Annotated in this window: 16 protein-coding genes; 15 read left to right on the top strand and 1 reads right to left on the bottom strand. The window is 56.6% G+C overall.

Annotated features, from left to right (window positions below; genetic code table 11):
- Positions 1 to 3 precede the first annotated feature (3 nt).
- The 15 genes from hisS (at position 4) to rpoD (ending at position 17,479) form a co-directional block, all read left to right on the top strand.
- Positions 4 to 1,287 carry a histidine--tRNA ligase gene (hisS, locus tag OSH04_RS02555; RefSeq protein WP_060185243.1) on the top strand — a complete coding sequence of 428 codons (1,284 nt, stop codon included), beginning with the start codon at positions 4 to 6 and terminating at the stop codon, positions 1,285 to 1,287.
- 2 nt (positions 1,288 to 1,289) lie between these two features.
- Positions 1,290 to 1,925, top strand: coding sequence for a YfgM family protein (locus OSH04_RS02550; protein ID WP_009455880.1), 636 nt, complete (start codon positions 1,290 to 1,292; stop codon positions 1,923 to 1,925).
- A gap of 3 nt (positions 1,926 to 1,928) precedes the next feature.
- A complete protein-coding gene (gene bamB, locus OSH04_RS02545) occupies positions 1,929 to 3,107 on the top strand; it encodes an outer membrane protein assembly factor BamB (protein WP_035272276.1) in 1,179 nt (392 codons plus the stop codon).
- Positions 3,104 to 4,462 carry a ribosome biogenesis GTPase Der gene (gene der / locus OSH04_RS02540; protein WP_009455876.1) on the top strand — a complete coding sequence of 453 codons (1,359 nt, stop codon included), beginning with the start codon at positions 3,104 to 3,106 and terminating at the stop codon, positions 4,460 to 4,462. Before bamB ends, der begins: the two co-directional genes overlap by 4 nt.
- Entirely contained in the window at positions 4,462 to 5,544 is a 1,083-nt protein-coding gene (gene hisC / locus OSH04_RS02535) for a histidinol-phosphate transaminase (RefSeq protein ID WP_251196175.1), read from the top strand. The genes der and hisC overlap by 1 nt, the downstream gene beginning before the upstream one ends.
- Positions 5,545 to 5,660: 116 nt before the next feature.
- On the top strand, positions 5,661 to 5,897 hold the full coding sequence (gene hfq / locus OSH04_RS02530; RefSeq protein WP_003799329.1) for an RNA chaperone Hfq: 237 nt from the start codon (positions 5,661 to 5,663) through the stop codon (positions 5,895 to 5,897).
- A gap of 78 nt (positions 5,898 to 5,975) precedes the next feature.
- Positions 5,976 to 7,064, top strand: a complete 1,089-nt coding sequence (gene hflX, locus OSH04_RS02525) for a GTPase HflX (protein WP_009455872.1) — start codon at positions 5,976 to 5,978, stop codon at positions 7,062 to 7,064.
- On the top strand, positions 7,048 to 8,364 hold the full coding sequence (hflK, locus tag OSH04_RS02520) for an FtsH protease activity modulator HflK (RefSeq protein ID WP_060185241.1): 1,317 nt from the start codon (positions 7,048 to 7,050) through the stop codon (positions 8,362 to 8,364). The genes hflX and hflK overlap by 17 nt, the downstream gene beginning before the upstream one ends.
- Before the next feature lie 9 nt (positions 8,365 to 8,373).
- The gene (gene hflC / locus OSH04_RS02515; protein WP_021446479.1) at positions 8,374 to 9,261 is read left to right on the top strand and encodes a protease modulator HflC; all 888 of its coding nucleotides are present in this window, start codon (positions 8,374 to 8,376) and stop codon (positions 9,259 to 9,261) included.
- A 170-nt stretch (positions 9,262 to 9,431) separates the two neighbouring features.
- A complete protein-coding gene (locus tag OSH04_RS02510; protein ID WP_009455869.1) occupies positions 9,432 to 10,589 on the top strand; it encodes an ATP phosphoribosyltransferase regulatory subunit in 1,158 nt (385 codons plus the stop codon).
- A gap of 74 nt (positions 10,590 to 10,663) precedes the next feature.
- The gene (locus OSH04_RS02505) at positions 10,664 to 11,959 is read left to right on the top strand and encodes an adenylosuccinate synthase (protein WP_009455867.1); all 1,296 of its coding nucleotides are present in this window, start codon (positions 10,664 to 10,666) and stop codon (positions 11,957 to 11,959) included.
- 154 nt (positions 11,960 to 12,113) lie between these two features.
- Positions 12,114 to 12,659, top strand: coding sequence for a phosphoribosyltransferase (locus tag OSH04_RS02500; RefSeq protein ID WP_021446480.1), 546 nt, complete (start codon positions 12,114 to 12,116; stop codon positions 12,657 to 12,659).
- 122 nt (positions 12,660 to 12,781) lie between these two features.
- A complete protein-coding gene (gene rpsU / locus OSH04_RS02495; protein ID WP_003799344.1) occupies positions 12,782 to 12,994 on the top strand; it encodes a 30S ribosomal protein S21 in 213 nt (70 codons plus the stop codon).
- The gene (dnaG, locus tag OSH04_RS02490; RefSeq protein ID WP_035272287.1) at positions 12,991 to 14,997 is read left to right on the top strand and encodes a DNA primase; all 2,007 of its coding nucleotides are present in this window, start codon (positions 12,991 to 12,993) and stop codon (positions 14,995 to 14,997) included. Before rpsU ends, dnaG begins: the two co-directional genes overlap by 4 nt.
- A 259-nt stretch (positions 14,998 to 15,256) precedes the next feature.
- A complete protein-coding gene (gene rpoD / locus OSH04_RS02485; protein WP_021446482.1) occupies positions 15,257 to 17,479 on the top strand; it encodes an RNA polymerase sigma factor RpoD in 2,223 nt (740 codons plus the stop codon).
- A gap of 214 nt (positions 17,480 to 17,693) precedes the next feature.
- Here rpoD and OSH04_RS02480 read toward each other — a convergent pair whose 3' ends face one another.
- Positions 17,694 to 18,998, bottom strand: a complete 1,305-nt coding sequence (locus tag OSH04_RS02480) for a sensor histidine kinase (RefSeq protein ID WP_266107897.1) — start codon at positions 18,996 to 18,998, stop codon at positions 17,694 to 17,696.
- Between the last annotated feature and the right edge of the window lie 3 nt (positions 18,999 to 19,001).

Raw genomic sequence — 19,001 nt, 5'->3', positions numbered from 1 at the left:
ATTATGACGCAGCAGTTTCAAAAGCTCCGCGCCCTGACGGGCATGAAAGACACCTTACCGGGTGAAAGCGCACAGTGGGAAGCCCTGGAGGCTCTTGTGCGGGAATGGTTGGCCAGCTATGGCTATCGCAATATGCGTACCCCCGTGCTGGAACATACCCAGCTGTTTGCTCGTGGTATTGGCGAAGTCACCGACATTGTCGAAAAGGAAATGTATTCCTTTACCGATTCGCTCAACGGCGACAAGCTCACCATGCGTCCCGAATTTACGGCGGGCATGGTGCGCGCCACTATCGAACATAATCTCTTGTACGATCGCCCTCATCGCGTTTATGCGATGGGACCGGTGTTCCGTCACGAACGCCCGCAGCGTGGCCGCTACCGTCAGTTCCACCAGATCGACGTGGAAGCGTTGGGTCTGCCAGGGCCGGACGTTGATGCCGAGCTGATCGTCATGCTGGCCCGTTTGTGGAAGAAGCTGGGTCTGACGGACATCCGTCTGGAACTGAACTCCCTGGGTCAGGCTGAAGAGCGTGCCGCCCACCGTGCGGCCTTGATCGAGCACCTGGAAGCGCACAAGGATGTGCTGGACGAAGAAGCCCAGCGTCGCATGTATACCAACCCCTTGCGCGTGCTGGATACCAAAAATCCGGCTATGCAGGAAATGGCCAATGCGGCCCCACGTTTGTTCGACTTCCTGGGTGAAGAGTCTCGTGCTCACTTCCAGGGCGTCTGCGATCGTCTGGATGATGCCGGTATTGCCTACACACTGAACCCGCGCTTGGTGCGTGGTCTGGATTATTACAATCTGACCGTGTTCGAGTGGGTAACGGATCGCCTGGGTGCTCAAGGGACGGTGTGCGGCGGTGGCCGTTACGACGGCCTGATCGAATTGATGGGTGGCAAGCCTTCGCCCGCCGTGGGTTTTGCTATTGGTGTGGAGCGCTTGCTGGACCTGTGCTCGCAAGATGGCGAGCAGCCAGCCATTCCCGAATGTCAGGTGTATATGGTTCACCAGGGTGAGGCAGCCCAGCGCAAGGCCTCGCTGTTGGCCGAGCAATTGCGGGATGCCGGTTTGCAGGTGATAGTCCATGCAGGCTCCAGCGGCTTCAAGTCCCAGTTCAAACGGGCTGATGCCAGTGGTGCGCAGGCCGCCGTTATTTTGGGTGACGACGAACTCCAAAAAGAACAGGCCAGTGTGAAATGGTTGCGTGCTGCGGATGGCGCCGAGCAGCAACAGTCTGTTGAATTTTCTGAACTCGCCAGTGTTTTGTCAGCAAGGATTTGAGCATGGCCTACGATCTTGAAGAACAGGAAAAACTAGATGCCATGCGAGCATGGTGGGACCGCTGGGGCACCTTGTGCATCGTGCTGGCTTTTGCTGCCTTGGCAGCAGTAGCCGGCTGGCGCGGTTGGCAGTGGTATCAGGGGCATCAGGCCGGTCAGGCCATGGGTTACTTTGAGGCGCTGGAAAGTGCGGCTGCCCAGACCGGCGAAGAGGCCGATGCCCGCGTGCTGGCTGCCAGCACGACCTTGCGTAACGATTTCCCCAAGTCTGGCTATACCTCCCGCGGTGTCTTGCTGGCTGCCCAGGCTTTGCAGCAACGCGGCAATCTGACGCCTGCTCGTGAGCAATTGGAGTGGATGGTCAAAACCAATCACGACCCGGCGCTGACTCCGCTGGCGCGTTTGCGTCTGGCTGGTATCTTGCTGGAACAGAAGAATTACGATGATGCCCTGGCTCAGCTGACAAATCCTCCTGCCAGCTTTGCCGGTCTGTTTGCGGATCGCAAAGGCGATATTCTGGCCGCCCAAGGGCAGAACGATGCAGCACGCGAAGCCTGGACGCAGGCCGTGGAGTTGCTCAAGCAAGACCCTATTTCGCAGTTGGTACAGATCAAACTTGATGCCCTGGCAGGAGCTTAATTCATGTCTCTTCCTACTATTCGCAAATCGCCATCCTCTGCCATGCGTGTCCTGCGCTTGAGCGCTCTGGCCCTGAGCCTGACCGCTTTGGCTGGTTGCTCCATGTTCTCCAGCAAGGATCCTCGTTTCGAGCCTACGCCCCTGACGGAATACACCCCTGGTGTGGCCGCCAAGATCAGCTGGAGCACCTCGATTGGTAGCGGCGCAGACTCCGGCTTTGCACCGCAAGTCAGTGGCTCTTCGGTCTACGCCGCGACGGTCTCGGGTCAGGTCAGCAAGGTGGATCTGGATACGGGTCGCGTGCAGTGGTCGGCCAATGCCGGCAAGAAGTTGACCGCCGGTGCAGGTTCGGACGGTGTGGTGACTGCGGTCGCTTCGGTGGACGGGAACGTCATTGCGTTTGACGACTCGGGCAAGGAGTTGTGGCGCAGTCGTAGCAGCAGCGCTGTGAATGTGCCGCCTGCTGTGGGTGCCGGTGTGGTTGTGGTGCGTACCAGCGACTACCGCTTGCAGGCATTTGATGCCAGCACAGGCGATCTGCGCTGGAGCCTGCAGCGTCCTGGTCCCGCCTTGTCGCTGAAAACCAGCATGCAAATGCGCATTATTGATGGTTTGTTGTTGGCAGGAATGCCCAACGGCCGTTTGATGGCCATTGACGCGGCTCAAGGTCATCTGGTGTGGGAAGGCAGTATTTCTGTCTCCCGTGGCGCGACGGACCTGGAGCGCATTAATGACGTCGTGGGTGCTCCCCAGGTCGTCGATCCCCTGCTGTGCGGTGCAACCTACCAAGGTCGTGTTGCCTGCTTTGACGTCTCCCAAGGTGGACGACTGGTGTGGGATAGGGAATTTTCGGCCGGTACCGGTATCGCAGCGGACAACCATATGTTGTATGCCGCCAATAGCCGCGACCAGATTGAAGCGTTTGCCATGACAGACGGGCAAACCATCTGGACGCAGAATGCTTTGCGTAACCGTGGTCTGGCTCCTTTGGCCGTCATGCCCCAGGCGCTCGCCGCCGGTGACATGGAAGGCTATGTTCACTTTCTATCGCGACTGGACGGCACCTTGTTGGGTCGGGTCAGTGTCGGCGGTGGTGCCATTGTGTCGCCTTTGATCGGAACCCCGCGTGGGGTCCTGGTTCAGACCGGCAATGGTAATTTGGTCTTGGTTGGAATCAATTGAAAAGCGTTTCTTTTAAGCCCGTAGTGGCTTTGGTCGGTCGGGCCAACGTCGGCAAGTCCACTTTGTTCAACCGCCTGACGCGCTCGCGCGCGGCGCTGGTGGCGAACTTCCCAGGCCTGACCCGCGACCGTCATTATGGCGAAGGCCGGGTTGGCAGCCGCCCCTATATCGTGGTCGATACGGGTGGTTTCGAGCCTGTGGCCAAAACCGGCATGTTGCTGGAGATGGCTCGTCAGACCCAGCAGGCGATTGCCGAAGCTGACGTGGTCGTCTTTCTGGTCGATGCCCGTGAGGGCGTCAATGCACTGGATCTGGAAATTGCGCAGTTGCTGCGCAAGCTGGGTCAGAAAGTGCTGCTGGCCGTCAACAAGGCCGAAGGCATGCGTTACGAGGCCGGTGGCGTGGAATTCCACGAACTGGGCCTGGGTCAGCCGTACCTGATCTCCGCTTCCCACGGCGATGGCGTGGAAGAGCTGATCAACCTAGCACTGGAGCAAGTGCCCAATCCTGAGCCTGAAGAGGATGGCCAGGATGACGATGAATTTCAGCACCGTATCAAGCTGGCGATTGTGGGCCGCCCCAATGTGGGTAAATCCACCTTGATCAATACCCTGGTGGGTGAGGATCGCGTGATTGCGTTTGACCAGCCCGGTACGACGCGTGATGCCATTGAGATCGAGTTCGAGCGCAACGGGGTGGAATACACCCTGATCGACACGGCCGGTTTGCGCAAGCGCGGCAAAGTATTTGAAGCGGTTGAAAAGTTCTCCGTTATCAAGACCTTGCAGGCGATTGAAGCGTGTAACGTGGTCTTGCTGATGATTGACGCTCACACGGAAATTTCCGACCAGGACGCCAGCATTGCGGGCTTTGTGGTGGAAACCGGCCGTGCGCTGGTGGTGGGCATCAACAAGTGGGATGGCCTGGACGAGTACCAGCGTGAGTGGATCAAGCGCGAGTTCGATCGCAAATTGCGCTTCCTGAACTTTGCCAAGATGCACACCTTGTCGGCCTTGAAAGGGCAGGGGATCAATCCCTTGCTCAAGTCGGTCAATGCCGCTCATGCGGCTGCCTTCTCCAAGCTGTCCACGCCCAAGCTCACTCGCGTCATGCAAGAAGCGGTGGAACAGCAACAGCCACCGCGCAAGGGCATTTTCCGTCCCAAGTTGCGGTATGCTCACCAAGGTGGCATGAACCCGCCGATCGTGGTGATTCACGGCAACGCCCTGGATGCCATTTCGGACAGTTACCGCCGTTATCTGGAGACGCGTTTTCGCGAGGCCTTCAAGCTGGAAGGCACGCCTTTGCGCATCGAATTCAAATCATCTAAAAACCCTTATCTGAAGGACGCGTAATGAGCCGTTTGTGGAGTGATCATGTAGCGGGGCTTTCACCCTATGTACCGGGTGAGCAGGTCAAGCTGGATAACCTCTTGAAGCTGAACACAAACGAACATCCTTTCGGTCCGTCGCCTAAAGCGCTGGAAGCGATCCGCCAGGCGGCGACCGATGATTTGCGTCTTTACCCTTCCTATAGCGCGCAGGAACTGCGTGATGCTGTGGCGCACAACCACGGCGTGAAAGCCAATAATGTCTTTTTGGGCAATGGCTCGGACGAAGTGCTGGCCCATGTGTTCAGCGCCTTGTTCCTGCGTGGCGTGCGCCCGGTCCTGCTGCCTGATATCACGTACAGCTTCTACACCACTTACTGTTCGTACTTCGGTGTGCCTGCTGATATCGTGCCGCTGCGCGAGGACTTCACGTTGAATGTGCAGGACTATGTGCGCAAGCGCAGTCTGCCACCTGCCGGCATCATTTTTGCCAACCCCAATGCGCCTACCGGTATTCCGCTGTCTTTGGCAGATATCGAAACCATTCTGGCTGCCAACCCGGACACCACGGTTGTCGTGGACGAGGCTTACGTGGATTTCGGCGGCACGTCTTCGGTCAGCCTGCTGGAAAAGTATGACAACCTGGTTGTCATCCAAACCATGTCCAAGTCGCGTGCGCTGGCAGGCCTGCGTGTGGGTTATGCCCTGGCCAGCGCTGACATCATCCAGGCGCTGGAGCGTGTGAAAGACAGTTTCAACTCCTACCCCATGGACACGATCGCCCAGGTGGGAGCCGTGGCTTCCTTGAAGGATACGGAGTATTTTGCCCGACAATGCCAGGCTGTGATTGATGCACGCGAGCAGTTGCGCGCTGATCTGGAGCAGCTGGGTTTCGAGATTTTGCCCTCGAAAGCGAACTTTTTGATGGCAACTCACCCTAAGCATTCGGCAGCTGGTATTCAGCAGGCCTTGCGTGAACAGGGGATTTTGGTTCGCCATTTCCGTCAGCCACGCATTGAGCAGTATTTACGTATTACGGTAGGATCGCCCGAGCAATGTGCCCGACTGTGCAACAGTTTGCGGCAGATTTTAGGGCAAGGCGCCTGATATACACCTATTAGATAAAAATCTCCAGTTTGGAACGTGCGAATTCAGGGAAAACCCGGTAAAGTAGTGGGATTCGCTTCCATTTCTGGAAAAACAACATAACCGGAGCCTCACCAATGAGCAATAAAGGGCAAATTCTACAAGACCCGTTTTTGAACGCGCTGCGCAAGGAGCATATCCCTGTGTCGATCTACCTGGTCAACGGCATCAAGCTGCAAGGTCAGATCGAGTCCTTCGATCAGTATGTCGTACTGCTGCGCAATACAGTCACTCAAATGGTGTATAAGCACGCGATCTCTACCGTCGTTCCTGCACGCCCCGTTACTTTGGCTGCGGATGAGCAGGCTGAATAAATCCTCACCCAGTTCTTTGTACTCTGAAAGACCCGTCTCGCGGTGCCCGCGGGCGGGTCTTTGTTTCTGGAGCAAGCGTTGAAGGCACTGGTAATTAGTGTGGATATGGGCGAGCTGGACTACAAGGCCCATGCTGAAGAATTCGTCATGCTGGCTGAAGGGGCGGGCGCCCAGATTATGGAACTGATGGTCGTGCGTCGGTCCCGTCCAGATTCTGCCTACTACATCGGTACGGGCAAGCTGGAAGAGGCCGTCGCCCTGGCCAAGGCAACTGGCGCCGAAGTCGTGCTGTTTGATCATGCCTTGAGCCCGGCCCAGCAGCGTAATCTGGAGCGCAAGCTGGAGCTGCGTGTGGTTGACCGGGTTGCCCTGATTCTGGATATTTTTGCCCTGCGTGCGCAAAGTCACGAAGGTAAATTGCAGGTGGAACTGGCCCAGCTGCAGCACCTGACTTCCCGATTGACCCGGATGTGGACGCACTTGGAACGCCAAAAGGGTGGTATCGGTATGCGCGGTCCAGGTGAATCGCAGCTGGAAATGGACCGCCGGATGATTGGCGACAAAGTCCGTACCTTGCGTGAGCGTCTGGCCAAGGTGCAACGCCAGCGCAGCACCCAACGCCGTGCTCGTTCTCGTAGCGGCACCTTGTCGGTGTCTCTGGTGGGCTACACCAACACGGGAAAATCCACGCTATTTAACGCCTTGACCCGAGCGGACGCCTACGCAGCTGACCAGTTATTTGCTACCTTGGATACCACCACGCGTCGTATCTGGATTGAAGGGGCAGGGCAGGTCGTAATTTCGGATACGGTGGGCTTCATTCGTGAATTGCCACCGACCTTGATTGCCGCTTTCCGGGCCACTTTGGAAGAGACCGTCCATGCAGACGTATTGCTGCATGTGGTCGATGCGGCCAACCCTCAACGCGATGAACAAATCGCTGAAGTTCATAAGGTTCTGGAGGACATCGGGGCTCATGAAATACCTCGCATTCTGGTCTATAACAAAATTGACCAAGCCGGCTATGAGCCACGGGTAGAGCGGGATGAACATGGTACTATTGCCCGAGTCTTTGTTAGCGCTTTAGAGCGCATCGGATTGGATGGCTTGCGTACAGCAATCGTCGAATCAGGTCATTTCGCGGAAAACAATGCGTCTGAACAATAAAATATTCAATCTCAATGATCCCGGTTGGGGACGAGACAGTGGCAAAAACGGTTCCGAGCCACCTCGCCGCCCCGAGAAACAAGATGGCCCGCCTGACCTCGACGAGGTATGGCGTGACTTCAACAGTCGCTTGGGATCTTTATTCGGCAAAAAGGGACGTCGCTCCCCTCCCGGTGGCATGCCTCCGGGTAGCGGTAATGGCCCATCCATCCCCAAAGGCTCGCCCAAGCTGCTGATCATCGGCGGTGTGGTCGCGGTCGGTCTGTGGATGGCCAGTGGCTTTACCATCGTGCAGGAAGGTCAGGTTGCCGTGGTGACTCGTTTTGGCGAGTACACGAAAACTCTGAATCCCGGTTTGCAGTGGCGTTGGCCCGCTCCCATCGAAGATCACCAGACTGTGAATATTTCGCAGTTGCGTACCTTTGAAGTGGGCTACCGCGGCAGTGCACGCAATAAAGTTCTACCTGAATCGTTGATGCTGACAACTGACGAGAATATCGTCGACATGCAGTATGTGGTTCAGTACCGTTTGCTGCCTACAGGCGCACCGGACTACCTGTTCAACACCAATAATCCGGACGAGTCGGTACGTCAGGCGGCTGAAACCGCCATGCGTGAAGTCGTGGGCAAGCAGCCCATGGACTCCGTGCTGTACTCCGGCCGTACCCAGATTGCATCGGACGTGCAGCAGTTGGCCCAGTCCATTCTGGACCGCTACCGTACCGGCATTCAGATCAGCACCGTAGCTATCCAGAACGTGCAGCCGCCCGAGCAGGTTCAGGCCGCCTTTGACGATGCCGTCAAGGCCGGTCAGGACCGCGAGCGTCAGATCAACGAAGGTCAGGCTTACGCCAACAAGGTGTTGCCCGAAGCCGCTGGTCAAGTGGCTCGCATGATGCAGGAGTCTGAGGGTTACAAGGCTCGTGTGATCGGTGATGCCAAGGGTGATACCGCCCGTTTTGGTAGCGTCGAGGCCGAGTACGTGAAGGCTCCGGGTGTAACGCGGGATCGTCTGTACCTGTCCACAATTCAGGAAATCCTGGAGAGCACCAGCAAGGTACTGGTTGATACCCGTAGCGATAACAACATGATCTATCTGCCCTTGGACAAGATCGTGCGTCAGGTGGGTAGCCGCACAGATATGGAGCCTTCCGCTCCTGTCGCTTCGGCCGCTTCGCAAGGACAGGTCAGCCGTCCAGTTCCCGCTGCGGCACCCAAAGCGCCTGCGCCAGCCAATCCAGCCGGTCTGGATACCTCGCTGGGCTCTTTGGTCAGTCCTTATTCCCCATACGCACGCTAGGAGAGCTTGATGCAACGTTTATTTCCTGCTCTGGTGGCCCTGGCGGTAATTGTCGGTCTGCTGCTGTCTTCCGTATTTATCGTGCGTGAGCGCGATGCGGCTCTGGTTTTTGCCCTGGGTGAGGTGCGCGGCACCATCACGACTCCCGGTCTGTATTTCAAGTTGCCGCCACCGTTTGAAAACGTGGTGTTTCTGGACAAGCGTCTACAGACGATTGAAACCAAGGATCCTGAGCGTATTCAGACGGCTGAAAAGAAGAACCTGCTGATCGACTCGTACGTCAAATGGCGCATTTCCGATCCACGCCTGTTTTACGTGACCTTTGGCGCAACGGATCGTGGTGCTGTCGAGCGTTTGCAAGCCCAGATTCGTGACGCCCTGAACGCTTCGGTGAACGTGCGCACGGTGAAAGAAGTGGTTTCCACCGAGCGTGATGCCATCATGCGTGAAGTGCTGACGGCCGTTGAGGCCCGTGCCCGTCCTTTGGGTGTGGAAGTGATTGACGTGCGTTTGCGTCGTATTGACTTCGCTCCCGAGATTTCGGAATCGGTGTACCGTCGTATGGAAGCTGAACGTACACAAGAAGCCAACCGTTTGCGTGCAACCGGTGCTGCTGAAAGTGAGCGTATCCGTGCCGAAGCCGAACGTCAGCGTGAAGAGTTGCTGGCCGACGCGTATGCCCAAGCTCAGGCCATCCGTGGTCAGGGTGATGGTGAAGCCGCTGCCATTTACTCCGATAGTTATGGCAAGAACCCCGAGTTCTATCGTTTCTACCGCAGCCTGGAAGCCTACCGCAGTGCTTTCAGCAAACAGACCGACACACTGGTCATCAGCCCTGACTCTGATTTCTTCAAGTATTGGGGCAAGCAAGGATCACCCGCAGCACCTGCGAACTGATCCCCGCTAGAGAACTTAGGGCCGCTGGGTGTTCCACCCGCGGCCCTGATCGTTTATACTAGCGTGTAAGTTACTAACACCACTTCGCATGCGACTTGGGCGGCTTACAGGCCCCAAGTCGCTTTTTGTTTGGCTGGAACTTTCGTTTATAAGTAGTCCGAGGCACGAGTATGTCCAATTGGTTGTTGCCAGAGAGCCTGGCTGATATCTTGCCTGCAGAGGCGCGCCGCATCGAAGAACTGCGCCGCGATTTGCTAGACTTGTATCGTACTTACGGGTTCGAACTGGTAGCTCCACCTTTGGTGGAGTATCTGGAATCCCTGCAAGCGGTTTCTGGCACAGATCTGAATCTGCGTACCAGCAAAGTCGTCGATCAAATCTCGGGTCGTACCATGGGCGTACGCGCCGACATGACCCCCCAGGTGGCACGTATCGACGCTCACTTGCTTAACCGCGAAGGCGTCACTCGGCTTTGCTACTGTGGTTCGGTCTTGCATGCCCGTCCGGCTGGTTTGTTGTCGGATCGTGAATTGCTGCAGATTGGCGCGGAAATTTTCGGCCATGCTGGTATTGAGTCCGATCTGGAAGTGGTGCAACTGGCGCTGGAAAGCGTGGGTCGGGCAGGGGTGCATCATCCTCGCCTGGACTTGAACTACCCCGATCTGGGGCGCTTCCTGATCGAGCGCGATCCTATTTTGAAAACCCGCGTGGCAGAAGTGTGTGAGCTTCTGAACGCCAAAGATGTGTCGGGCCTGCGCGCCCTGGGTCGTGAGTCGGGCTGTCTGCCTGAAACCACCCGCTATCTGCTGGCTTTGACCTCGCTGTATGGCGATGGCAGCGTACTGGAGCGTGCCCGCAGTGTTCTGCCAGACGAACCGGAAGTGCGCGAAGCTCTGGGTAGCCTGCGCAGCTTCATTGATGCCTTGCCTGGCCACGAAATTACGGTGGACCTGGCCGACATCGGCAGCGGTTATGCCTACCATTCGGGCCTGATCTTTTCGGTTTACGCCGAAGGCTGGCACGATGCCTTGGTCAAGGGCGGACGCTTTGACGGTATTGGCCGCATGTATGGTCGTGCTCGTCCTGCAACCGGCTTCAGCCTGGATTTGCGCAAGCTCTCGGCTGGCTTGGCACCGGCTCAGGCAGCCCGTGCAGTACGTGCTCCCTGGGGGAGTGATGCGGCCCTGACGGCAGCGGTCAAGCAGCTGCGTCAAAACGGTGAAATTGTGATTCAGATGCTGCCCGGTCAGGAGCTGAATCTGGATGAATTCGTGATCGATCGCGAGCTGGTCTCGTTGGACGGTCAGTGGCAAGTTAGGGCGCTGTAAGCCAGGCGGCTTGTAGCGTTGGTGATTGTTATTGGTCCGGCACCGTGCCGGCCTCCTTTATTCTGATACTAGACATGAGCAAAAACCTTGTGGTGATTGGCACCCAGTGGGGTGACGAAGGCAAAGGCAAGATCGTCGACTGGCTGGCCGAGTCCGCGCATGGCGTGGTTCGTTTCCAGGGTGGGCATAACGCTGGCCATACATTGTGGATTAATGGCAAGAAGACCATTCTGCGCTTGATTCCGTCGGGCATCATGCACGAGCACGTCACTTGCTACATTGGCAATGGCGTGGTGCTGTCGCCTGAGGCCCTCTTGACTGAAATCGCCGAGCTGGAAGCTGCCGGTCTGGACGTGCGTTCGCGCCTGCAGATCTCGCCCGCTTGCCCGCTGATTTTGCCCTACCACATCGCCGTGGACCAGGCTCGTGAAAAGCGTAAAGGCGACGGCAAGATCGGTACGACCGGTCGCGGTATCGGCCCTGCTTACGAAGACAAGGTGGCACGCCGTGCCCTGCGTGTTCAGGACCTGTACGATCCCGAAATCTTTGACGAAAAATTGTCCGAAGCGCTGGATTACCACAACTTCGTGCTGACCCAGTACCTGGGCGCTGAAGCTGTTTCCGCTGAACAGGTTCGCGACCTGGCCATGAAGCACGCTGAACAGCTGGCTCCTATGGTCGCTGATGTATCCAACAACCTGTACCAGGCCAAGAAAGCAGGGCAGAAACTCCTGTTTGAAGGTGCCCAGGGTGCATTGTTGGATATTGACCACGGTACATACCCCTTCGTGACCAGCAGCAACTGCTTGTCCGGTGCCGCTTCCGCAGGTTCGGGTGTGGGTCCTCAGGAATTGAGCTACGTGCTCGGTATCGCCAAGTCCTACACCACTCGCGTGGGTTCGGGTCCATTCCCGACCGAGTTGCTGGATGACACCGGCATGCGTCTGGCTACGGTTGGCAAGGAATTCGGTTCCGTTACCGGTCGTCCACGTCGTTGCGGCTGGTTTGATGCGGCGGCCATGAAGCGTTCGGTCATGATTAACGGTATTTCCGGTCTGTGCATTACCAAGCTGGACGTGCTGGACGGCGTTGAGCAGATCAAGATTGGCGTGGGTTACCGCTACAAGGGCGAGTTCCTGGACGTCCTGCCCTACGGCGCACACGCGGTTGCCGAAGCCGAGCCTGTCCTGGAAGAAATGCCCGGCTGGACCGAGTCCACTGTGGGCGTGACCGACTACGACAAGTTGCCTATCAACGCTCGTCGTTACCTGGAACGCATTGCTGAACTGTGCGATGTACCTATCGACATGGTTTCCACAGGGCCAGATCGCAACGAAACCATCGTATTGCGCGATCCGTTTACCAAATAAGCGATTTATCGCGGTATAATGCCTTGCACCGTTGTACGGTGCGTACAGAGCGGCCTGAAGGGCCGCTTTGTCGTTCTGGACGCTGCGTTGGCCTACCAGACTCTTGTTTTGCAGGTACCAAAGCGCAGCTAGTGCATTTATATCTGGAATACATATGAGTCTGCCCCCAAATAGCGATACTGATGAATGGGTTTCCTGGGAACAATACAATCGCCTGATTGAACAATTGGCCCTGAGCATTCATGAATCAGGCTGGAAATTCGACAAAATTGTTTGCCTGGCCCGAGGCGGTATGAGAGTGGGAGACGTTATTTCGCGCATCTATGATGTACCTCTGGGTATTTTGGCCACCAGCAGCTATCGCGAAGCCGCCGGTACCGAACAGGGTGATCTGGATATTGCGCAATACATCACCATTACCCGTGGCACCCTGGATGGCAATGTGCTGCTGGTCGATGATATGGTCGATACGGGCAAGACTTTTATGCGTGTACGTGATCACCTGCGTGCACAGTTTCCCGCGATCACCGAGCTGAAAACCGCCGTTTTGTGGTGGAAAGGCCACGCCCAGGTCGACCCAGACTACTACGTGTCCAAGTTGCCCACAAATCCCTGGATTCATCAGCCTTTTGAGGACTACGATAGCATTCGCCCTCATCAGCTGGACGCCTGGATCCGTAAGGGTACCGGCCAGGCTTGATCGCTGGCATTCAGATAATTGGTGGATAGCCTAATTGCGCCTTGCTTGGTGTATGCCAGCAATCGTGCTACCATATTGGGCTATCTGTTACGCTAACTCTTTTTACAAAGGTCAGGGATTACATGTCCATTGTTCGCCTGAAAGAAAACGAACCCTTTGAAGTTGCTCTGCGCCGCTTCAAACGCACTATTGAAAAAACCGGTCTGTTGACCGAGCTGCGTTCGCGCGAATTCTACGAAAAGCCAACGGCTGAGCGCAAGCGCAAGCACGCTGCCGCCGTGAAGCGTCACTACAAACGCATCCGCAGCCAGCAACTGCCTCCACGCTTGTATTGATCCCTGAATCTTTTGTTCAGGAACTGCTCGCCCGTGTCGATGTCGTAGATGTCGTCGGGCGGTACGTGCAGTTGCGTAAAGGCGGGGCCAACTTGCTTGGCCTGTGCCCTTTTCACAACGAAAAATCCCCTTCATTTACAGTCAGTCCCACCAAGCAGTTTTACCATTGCTTCGGTTGTGGCGCTCACGGATCGGCTATCTCGTTCCTGATGGAACACACAGGGGCTTCATTCCCCGAGGCGGTACGCAGCTTAGCTGGTTCCGTCGGAATGACTGTGCCCGAAGCAGATCGCACCCCACGCCAACGTGCTGCCGATGCGCGTCGTAAAGACGAGTTGTCGCGTCAGCATCATATTCTTGAAACGGCACAGGGGCACTACCTACGTCAGCTAAAACAGTCACCCATTGCTATCGACTATCTAAAACGTCGTGGCCTGGATGGGGAGACGGCTGCCCGTTTCGGTTTGGGCTGGACAGGTACGGAGCGACGCGGCTTATCGGCTGTATTTCCGCAGTACGAAGACAAGCAGCTGGTTGAGTCCGGCTTGGTGATCGAGTCCGAAGATGGTCGTCGCTACGACCGTTTCCGTTCACGCATCATGTTTCCGATCCGCAGTACCAAGGGCCATATCATTGGCTTTGGTGGCCGTCTGATCGAAAAAGGTGAACCCAAGTACCTGAATTCGCCGGAAACCACGCTGTTTTCCAAAGGACACGAGCTGTACGGCTTGTGGGAAGGACGTCAGGGCATACGCAAAGAAGGCTTTGTCCTGATTGTTGAAGGTTATATGGACGTGGTGGCGCTGTCGCAACATGGCTTGCACAATGCCGTAGCGACCTTGGGCACCGCGACAACCGAATACCACATCACCAAATTGATGCGCGCCAGCGACAGGCTGGTGTTTTGCTTTGATGGTGACGGGGCAGGGCGCAAGGCCGCCTGGCGTGCCTTGAATACCTGCTTGCCGCTGGTACGTGACGATGTGTCCATCCGCTTCATGTTCCTGGCGGATAACCACGACCCCGATTCTTTTGTTCGTGAGCACGGCGCTGCCGCGTTTCGCGAGCAGGCCCAGGAAGCAGCAGCTTTGTCGCGCTTCTTCCTGGACGAGCTGGCAGCCCGCCATCGCATGGACGAGGCCGAAGGCCGCGCGGCTTGCGTGCACGAGGCTTTGCCTTTGTTGCTGGAACTGGCTGACAGTACCTTGAAGGTGCAGATTCAGCACGAATTTGCCCGCATGGTGCTGCTGACGCCAGACGAGCTGGCGCAGCGCCTGAGTACCGTAGAGCCGGTTCGCCGGCCTGCCGTGGATACGCCGCCGGCTCAGGATGGTCTGGTAGCCAGACCACCGGTTCCGGCACAGCCAGCACCATCTTCAGATGGCATGGAGCCGTTTGAAGACGGTTTTGACGGTTCCTTTGCTGACAGCCTGCCTATGGATGGCTGGCAGGACGAGCCCGATTGGCAGCCTCAGGAGCAATATCAGGAGCGGCCAGCATCAGGTCGCGGCAAGGGTGGCAAGAATAATCGTCAACGGCAAGAGCGCGCTGTCCTGGGTGGCAGCCGCGCCGTGACTCCGATGGCCAAGCGATTGCTGCGCTTGCTCATTGGGCATCCAACCCTGGTGGGAGGGTTGGGTGATCAACAACTTGAAATTTTGGCGCAAAGTCCCCACTTACGTTTAGTGCAAGAGCTGATTGCCTTAAGCAATATCAGCTCGGCGCGTCACGCAGGTGCGTTGCTGGAGGCCGTGGACCCCGAGTCCGACCTGGCCCCCGTGCTCGAAGCGCTGGCCACGGAGCTCTTGGGCGAAGAAGAATTGCCCGATCCGCAGGGTGAATGGCGTGATGCGCTGCATCGCATCGAACTGGATGCGATCAAGGCAGAGCAGTCGGCATTGGTGGCCACGGGCTTGCAAGAGCCCGAACAGCGTCAGCGTTATCAAGAATTGACACGCCGTATTGCTTTGTTGAATGCTGCTTATACTCGGCAAGTGAAGTAAAATATTGGGTTATGTGTTGTGTTTGTGGCCGGCCAGGGGGTTAAAACTGGTACGCGAGCAAATGCGGCGGGTTAGCGGATTGTGAACCACCTTATGCCTTGAGCCCATGAGCCAGGGATTAAATGACTTAGGGTTCGCTCGCGCAACACGCCCAGGAGCAAGCCGGTTGTGAACACGCTCATTATCAGGCTCTTGCCTGTACGACTCGGTGGCTACATATTTAGTGCCACAGGGGTAAATGGCGTCTATGGAAGAAAATATGACTCAAACGACTGGTAAAACCTCGACGACGGTCTCTCGGTCTGCTAAGAAAACCTTGGCCGCGACAGCAAAATCAGGGGCATCAAGCTCGGTAGAGCTCGATGAGCTTCACGAAAGTGGAGAGCCAGGCGCAGCGCCTGCCAAAAAGGCAGCTAAAAAGGCGGCTGCTAAAAAAACGGTAGCCAAAAAAGCGGCTGCCAAGAAAACAGCGGCTAAAGCCGCTACCGGCGGTCGCCGTGGACGTCCTGCAAAGAATGCCAATAACGACGGTATCGACTTTGTCGATGACGACGAAATGGGCGAAGAAGAGGTCATTCCTGATCTCAAGCCAGTGGCCAAGCGTGGTGCCAAGCGCGCCAAAGCCGAAAAAGATGTATTCGGTGTCCGTGGTCAACTGAGCCCTGAAGAACAGGAAGCCCGCCGCAATCGTCTCAAAGCCCTGATCAAGCTGGGTAAGGACCGCGGTTACCTGACCTACAGTGAAATCAACGATCACCTGCCCGATGATCTGGTGGATGTCGAAGCCATTGATGGCATTATCGGCACCTTCAGTGACATGGGTATTTCGGTTTACGACCAGGCTCCCGACGCTGACACCTTGCTCATGAGCGATAACGCGCCCATGGCATCCAGCGACGACGACGTCGAGGACGAAGCTGAGGCCGCTTTGACGACCGTGGATTCCGACTTCGGTCGCACGACTGACCCTGTGCGTATGTACATGCGCGAAATGGGTTCGGTGGAACTGCTGACCCGCGAAGGCGAAATTGAAATCGCCAAGCGTATCGAAGATGGCTTGAAGCACATGGTGATGGCTATCGCCGCGTGCCCAACCACGGTTAACGAGATCCTGGCCTACGTTCAGCGTGTACGCGAAGGCGTCATGCAGATCGACGAAGTGGTTGATGGTCTGGTGGACGATGATGGTGAAGAATACGCCGGTTCCGGTGTCACCGCTGACGACGAGGACGAAGGTCCAGCCGGCGGCATGAGCAGCAAGCAGATTGAATACCTGCGCAACAAGTCGCTCAAGAAATTCGACATTATTGGCGAATGGTTTGACAAGATGCGCGTGTCCTTCGAGTCCGAAGGTTACAAGAGCGCAGGCTATGTGCAAGCCCAGGAAACCATCCTGAATGAATTCATGGGCATTCGCTTTACCGCCAAGATGGTGGAAAAGCTGGCCGATACCATGCGTGAGCAGGTTGCCATCGTTCGTCAGCACGAGCGCGAAATCCTGAACATCTGTGTGGATCGTGCTGATATGCCACGTGCACACTTCATCAAGGCTTTTCCCGGCAACGAAACCAATCTGGATTGGGTGGTGCAGGAGGTGGCTGCAGGCCATCCTTACAGCTCGATTCTGGAGCGCCACATCCCTGCCATTCAGGAAGTTCAGCAAAAGCTGATCGACCTGCAAACCAGCGTTGTGCTGCCTTTGAAGGACCTGAAAGAAGTCAACAAACGCATGACCACGGGCGAAGCCAAGGCACGTAAAGCCAAGCGCGAAATGACCGAGGCCAACTTGCGTCTGGTAATCTCCATCGCCAAGAAGTACACCAACCGTGGCTTGCAGTTCCTGGATCTGATTCAGGAAGGCAATATCGGTTTGATGAAGGCAGTGGACAAGTTCGAATACCGTCGCGGCTACAAATTCTCGACGTACGCCACGTGGTGGATTCGTCAGGCCATTACGCGTTCGATCGCTGACCAGGCCCGCACGATTCGTATTCCCGTTCACATGATCGAGACGATCAACAAGATGAACCGTATCAATCGTCAGATCCTGCAGGAAACCGGCGTTGAGCCCGATCCCGCAACCCTGGCCCAGAAGATGGACATGCCCGAAGACAAGGTTCGCAAGATCTTGAAGATCGCCAAAGAGCCTATCTCCATGGAAACGCCTATCGGTGACGATGACGATTCCCACCTGGGCGATTTCATCGAGGACAACAACACCGTTTCGCCATCGGATTCCGCTTTGCACGGCTCCATGCGCGATGTGGTGAAAGATGTCCTGGATTCCTTGACGCCACGCGAAGCCAAAGTGCTGCGCATGCGTTTTGGTATCGAGATGAGCACTGACCAGACTCTGGAAGAAGTGGGTAAGCAGTTTGACGTTACGCGTGAGCGTATTCGTCAAATAGAAGCCAAGGCTTTGCGCAAGCTGCGTCATCCTAGCCGTGCCGACAAACTGAAGAGCTTCCTGGAAAGCCAGTAAGTCATTAGCAAGTCTGCTTGAGCAAGATAAAAAACCCGGTCTGAATAAGACCGGGTTTTTTTGTGCTCATTGCCCAGCCTTTTAAAATCTCTTTTCAAGGGTTAGGCGCTGCAGTTGAGAAAAGCTTACTAGGTCTTTGGTCTTGCCTGTCGCAATGAGTTTTTGGTGCTCTTGGCGACACCGTTCGTGCAGATAAGTTTGCCGTTTCAGGATATCAGGACGGATCCAGATCCAGCTTGAATACACAGCCTTTGCCATTCGGCCCGCTTTGTACACTTAAACTCCAGCCTTGCGCCAACGCCAGTTGGCGTGCCAGTGCCAGGCCTATGCCTCTGTGGCCTTCTTCACGCAGTCCTGTCGTCAGTTGTCTCCCCTGGCTGAAGTGGCGCTCAAAGATCAGGATTTGATCTTGTTTGGCAATGCCGGGGCCGTCGTCTTGCAAAGCCAGGACTGAGGGGGCAATCCAGCTCAGTTGCAGCTTGCAGGGGGCGGCGTGATCGATGGCATTGCGCATCAGGATGCGCAGCAACATGGACAGGGCATAGGGGTCCAAGGTGTAGAGTAAGTGGTCAGGCACCAAATTGCTCCAACGTACTTGCTGGCTATCCGCATCCAGCAGGGCGACGGCCTGCCAGGTCTGTTGAGCCAGCTCGTGGACCTCGACTTCGCGCACATGGCGCTCTGCGGTGTAAGCCAGGCTTTCTGCGGCATCCAGGCTGGCGGTGACGGCATCGGCGTGGACCATCATGCGTTGCAGGCGCTGTTGTTGCGGGCCTTCGGGCAGTTGCAGCAGCAAAAGCTCGCAATCGCTGCGTATGGCGGTCAGCCCTGTACGCAGCTCGTGGCCCAGATTGGCGGCGAACTCGCGTTCATGCGTCAGTAGTTCCTCAACTTGCTCCTGCATGCGATTAAAGGCTCGGATCAGCCGGCCAGCTTCATCATCCTGATGTTCGGGTAGGCCGGAGCGGCCGGGTGCCCAGTTTTCCAGATGGCGGGACAGGGTCAGCATGGGAGCCACAGCGTGGCGGGCTACTCGACGCCCGAGTAAAAACACCAGCAATATCGTGGCCGAACCGATCAGGAGCAGAATCAGGCCAAACTCGCGTACTCGGTCTTCGTGAGGGGTGGCGCGATACACCAGATACAGCTGGCCTTGCTCTTTGTCCTGGCGCAGCACGTGCCAGGTGTCACTACCCAGATGAAATTCGTAAATGCCCGGTTCGGGAACACGGGCAAATTCGGGCAAGTTGTCCAGAGTTTGGCCCGGCAAAAACCAATAGCTGTCCAGCTCTGCGCCCAGGGCTTCACTGCGGTCGTAGGCGCTGTCGGGTAAAAGAGTGGGGTTGCGAGCGTAAGAGACCAGCATGGCGTTGACCATCTCGTCTTCCATGCGCGCAAAGGCGACATAGGCCAGTCCCCCCATAATGATGACCAGCAAGGTGGCAATCAGGGTCAGGGCCCAGGATACACGCTGGGTAAGGGTGCTCATGAAGCGGCTGCGGCGCGGGGCTTTGGCCATCCC

The organism is Alcaligenes nematophilus (genome assembly GCF_026344155.1).
Taxonomy (GTDB): Bacteria; Pseudomonadota; Gammaproteobacteria; order Burkholderiales; family Burkholderiaceae_B; genus Alcaligenes; species Alcaligenes phenolicus.
This window is presented reverse-complemented; position numbering and strand designations above follow the sequence as displayed.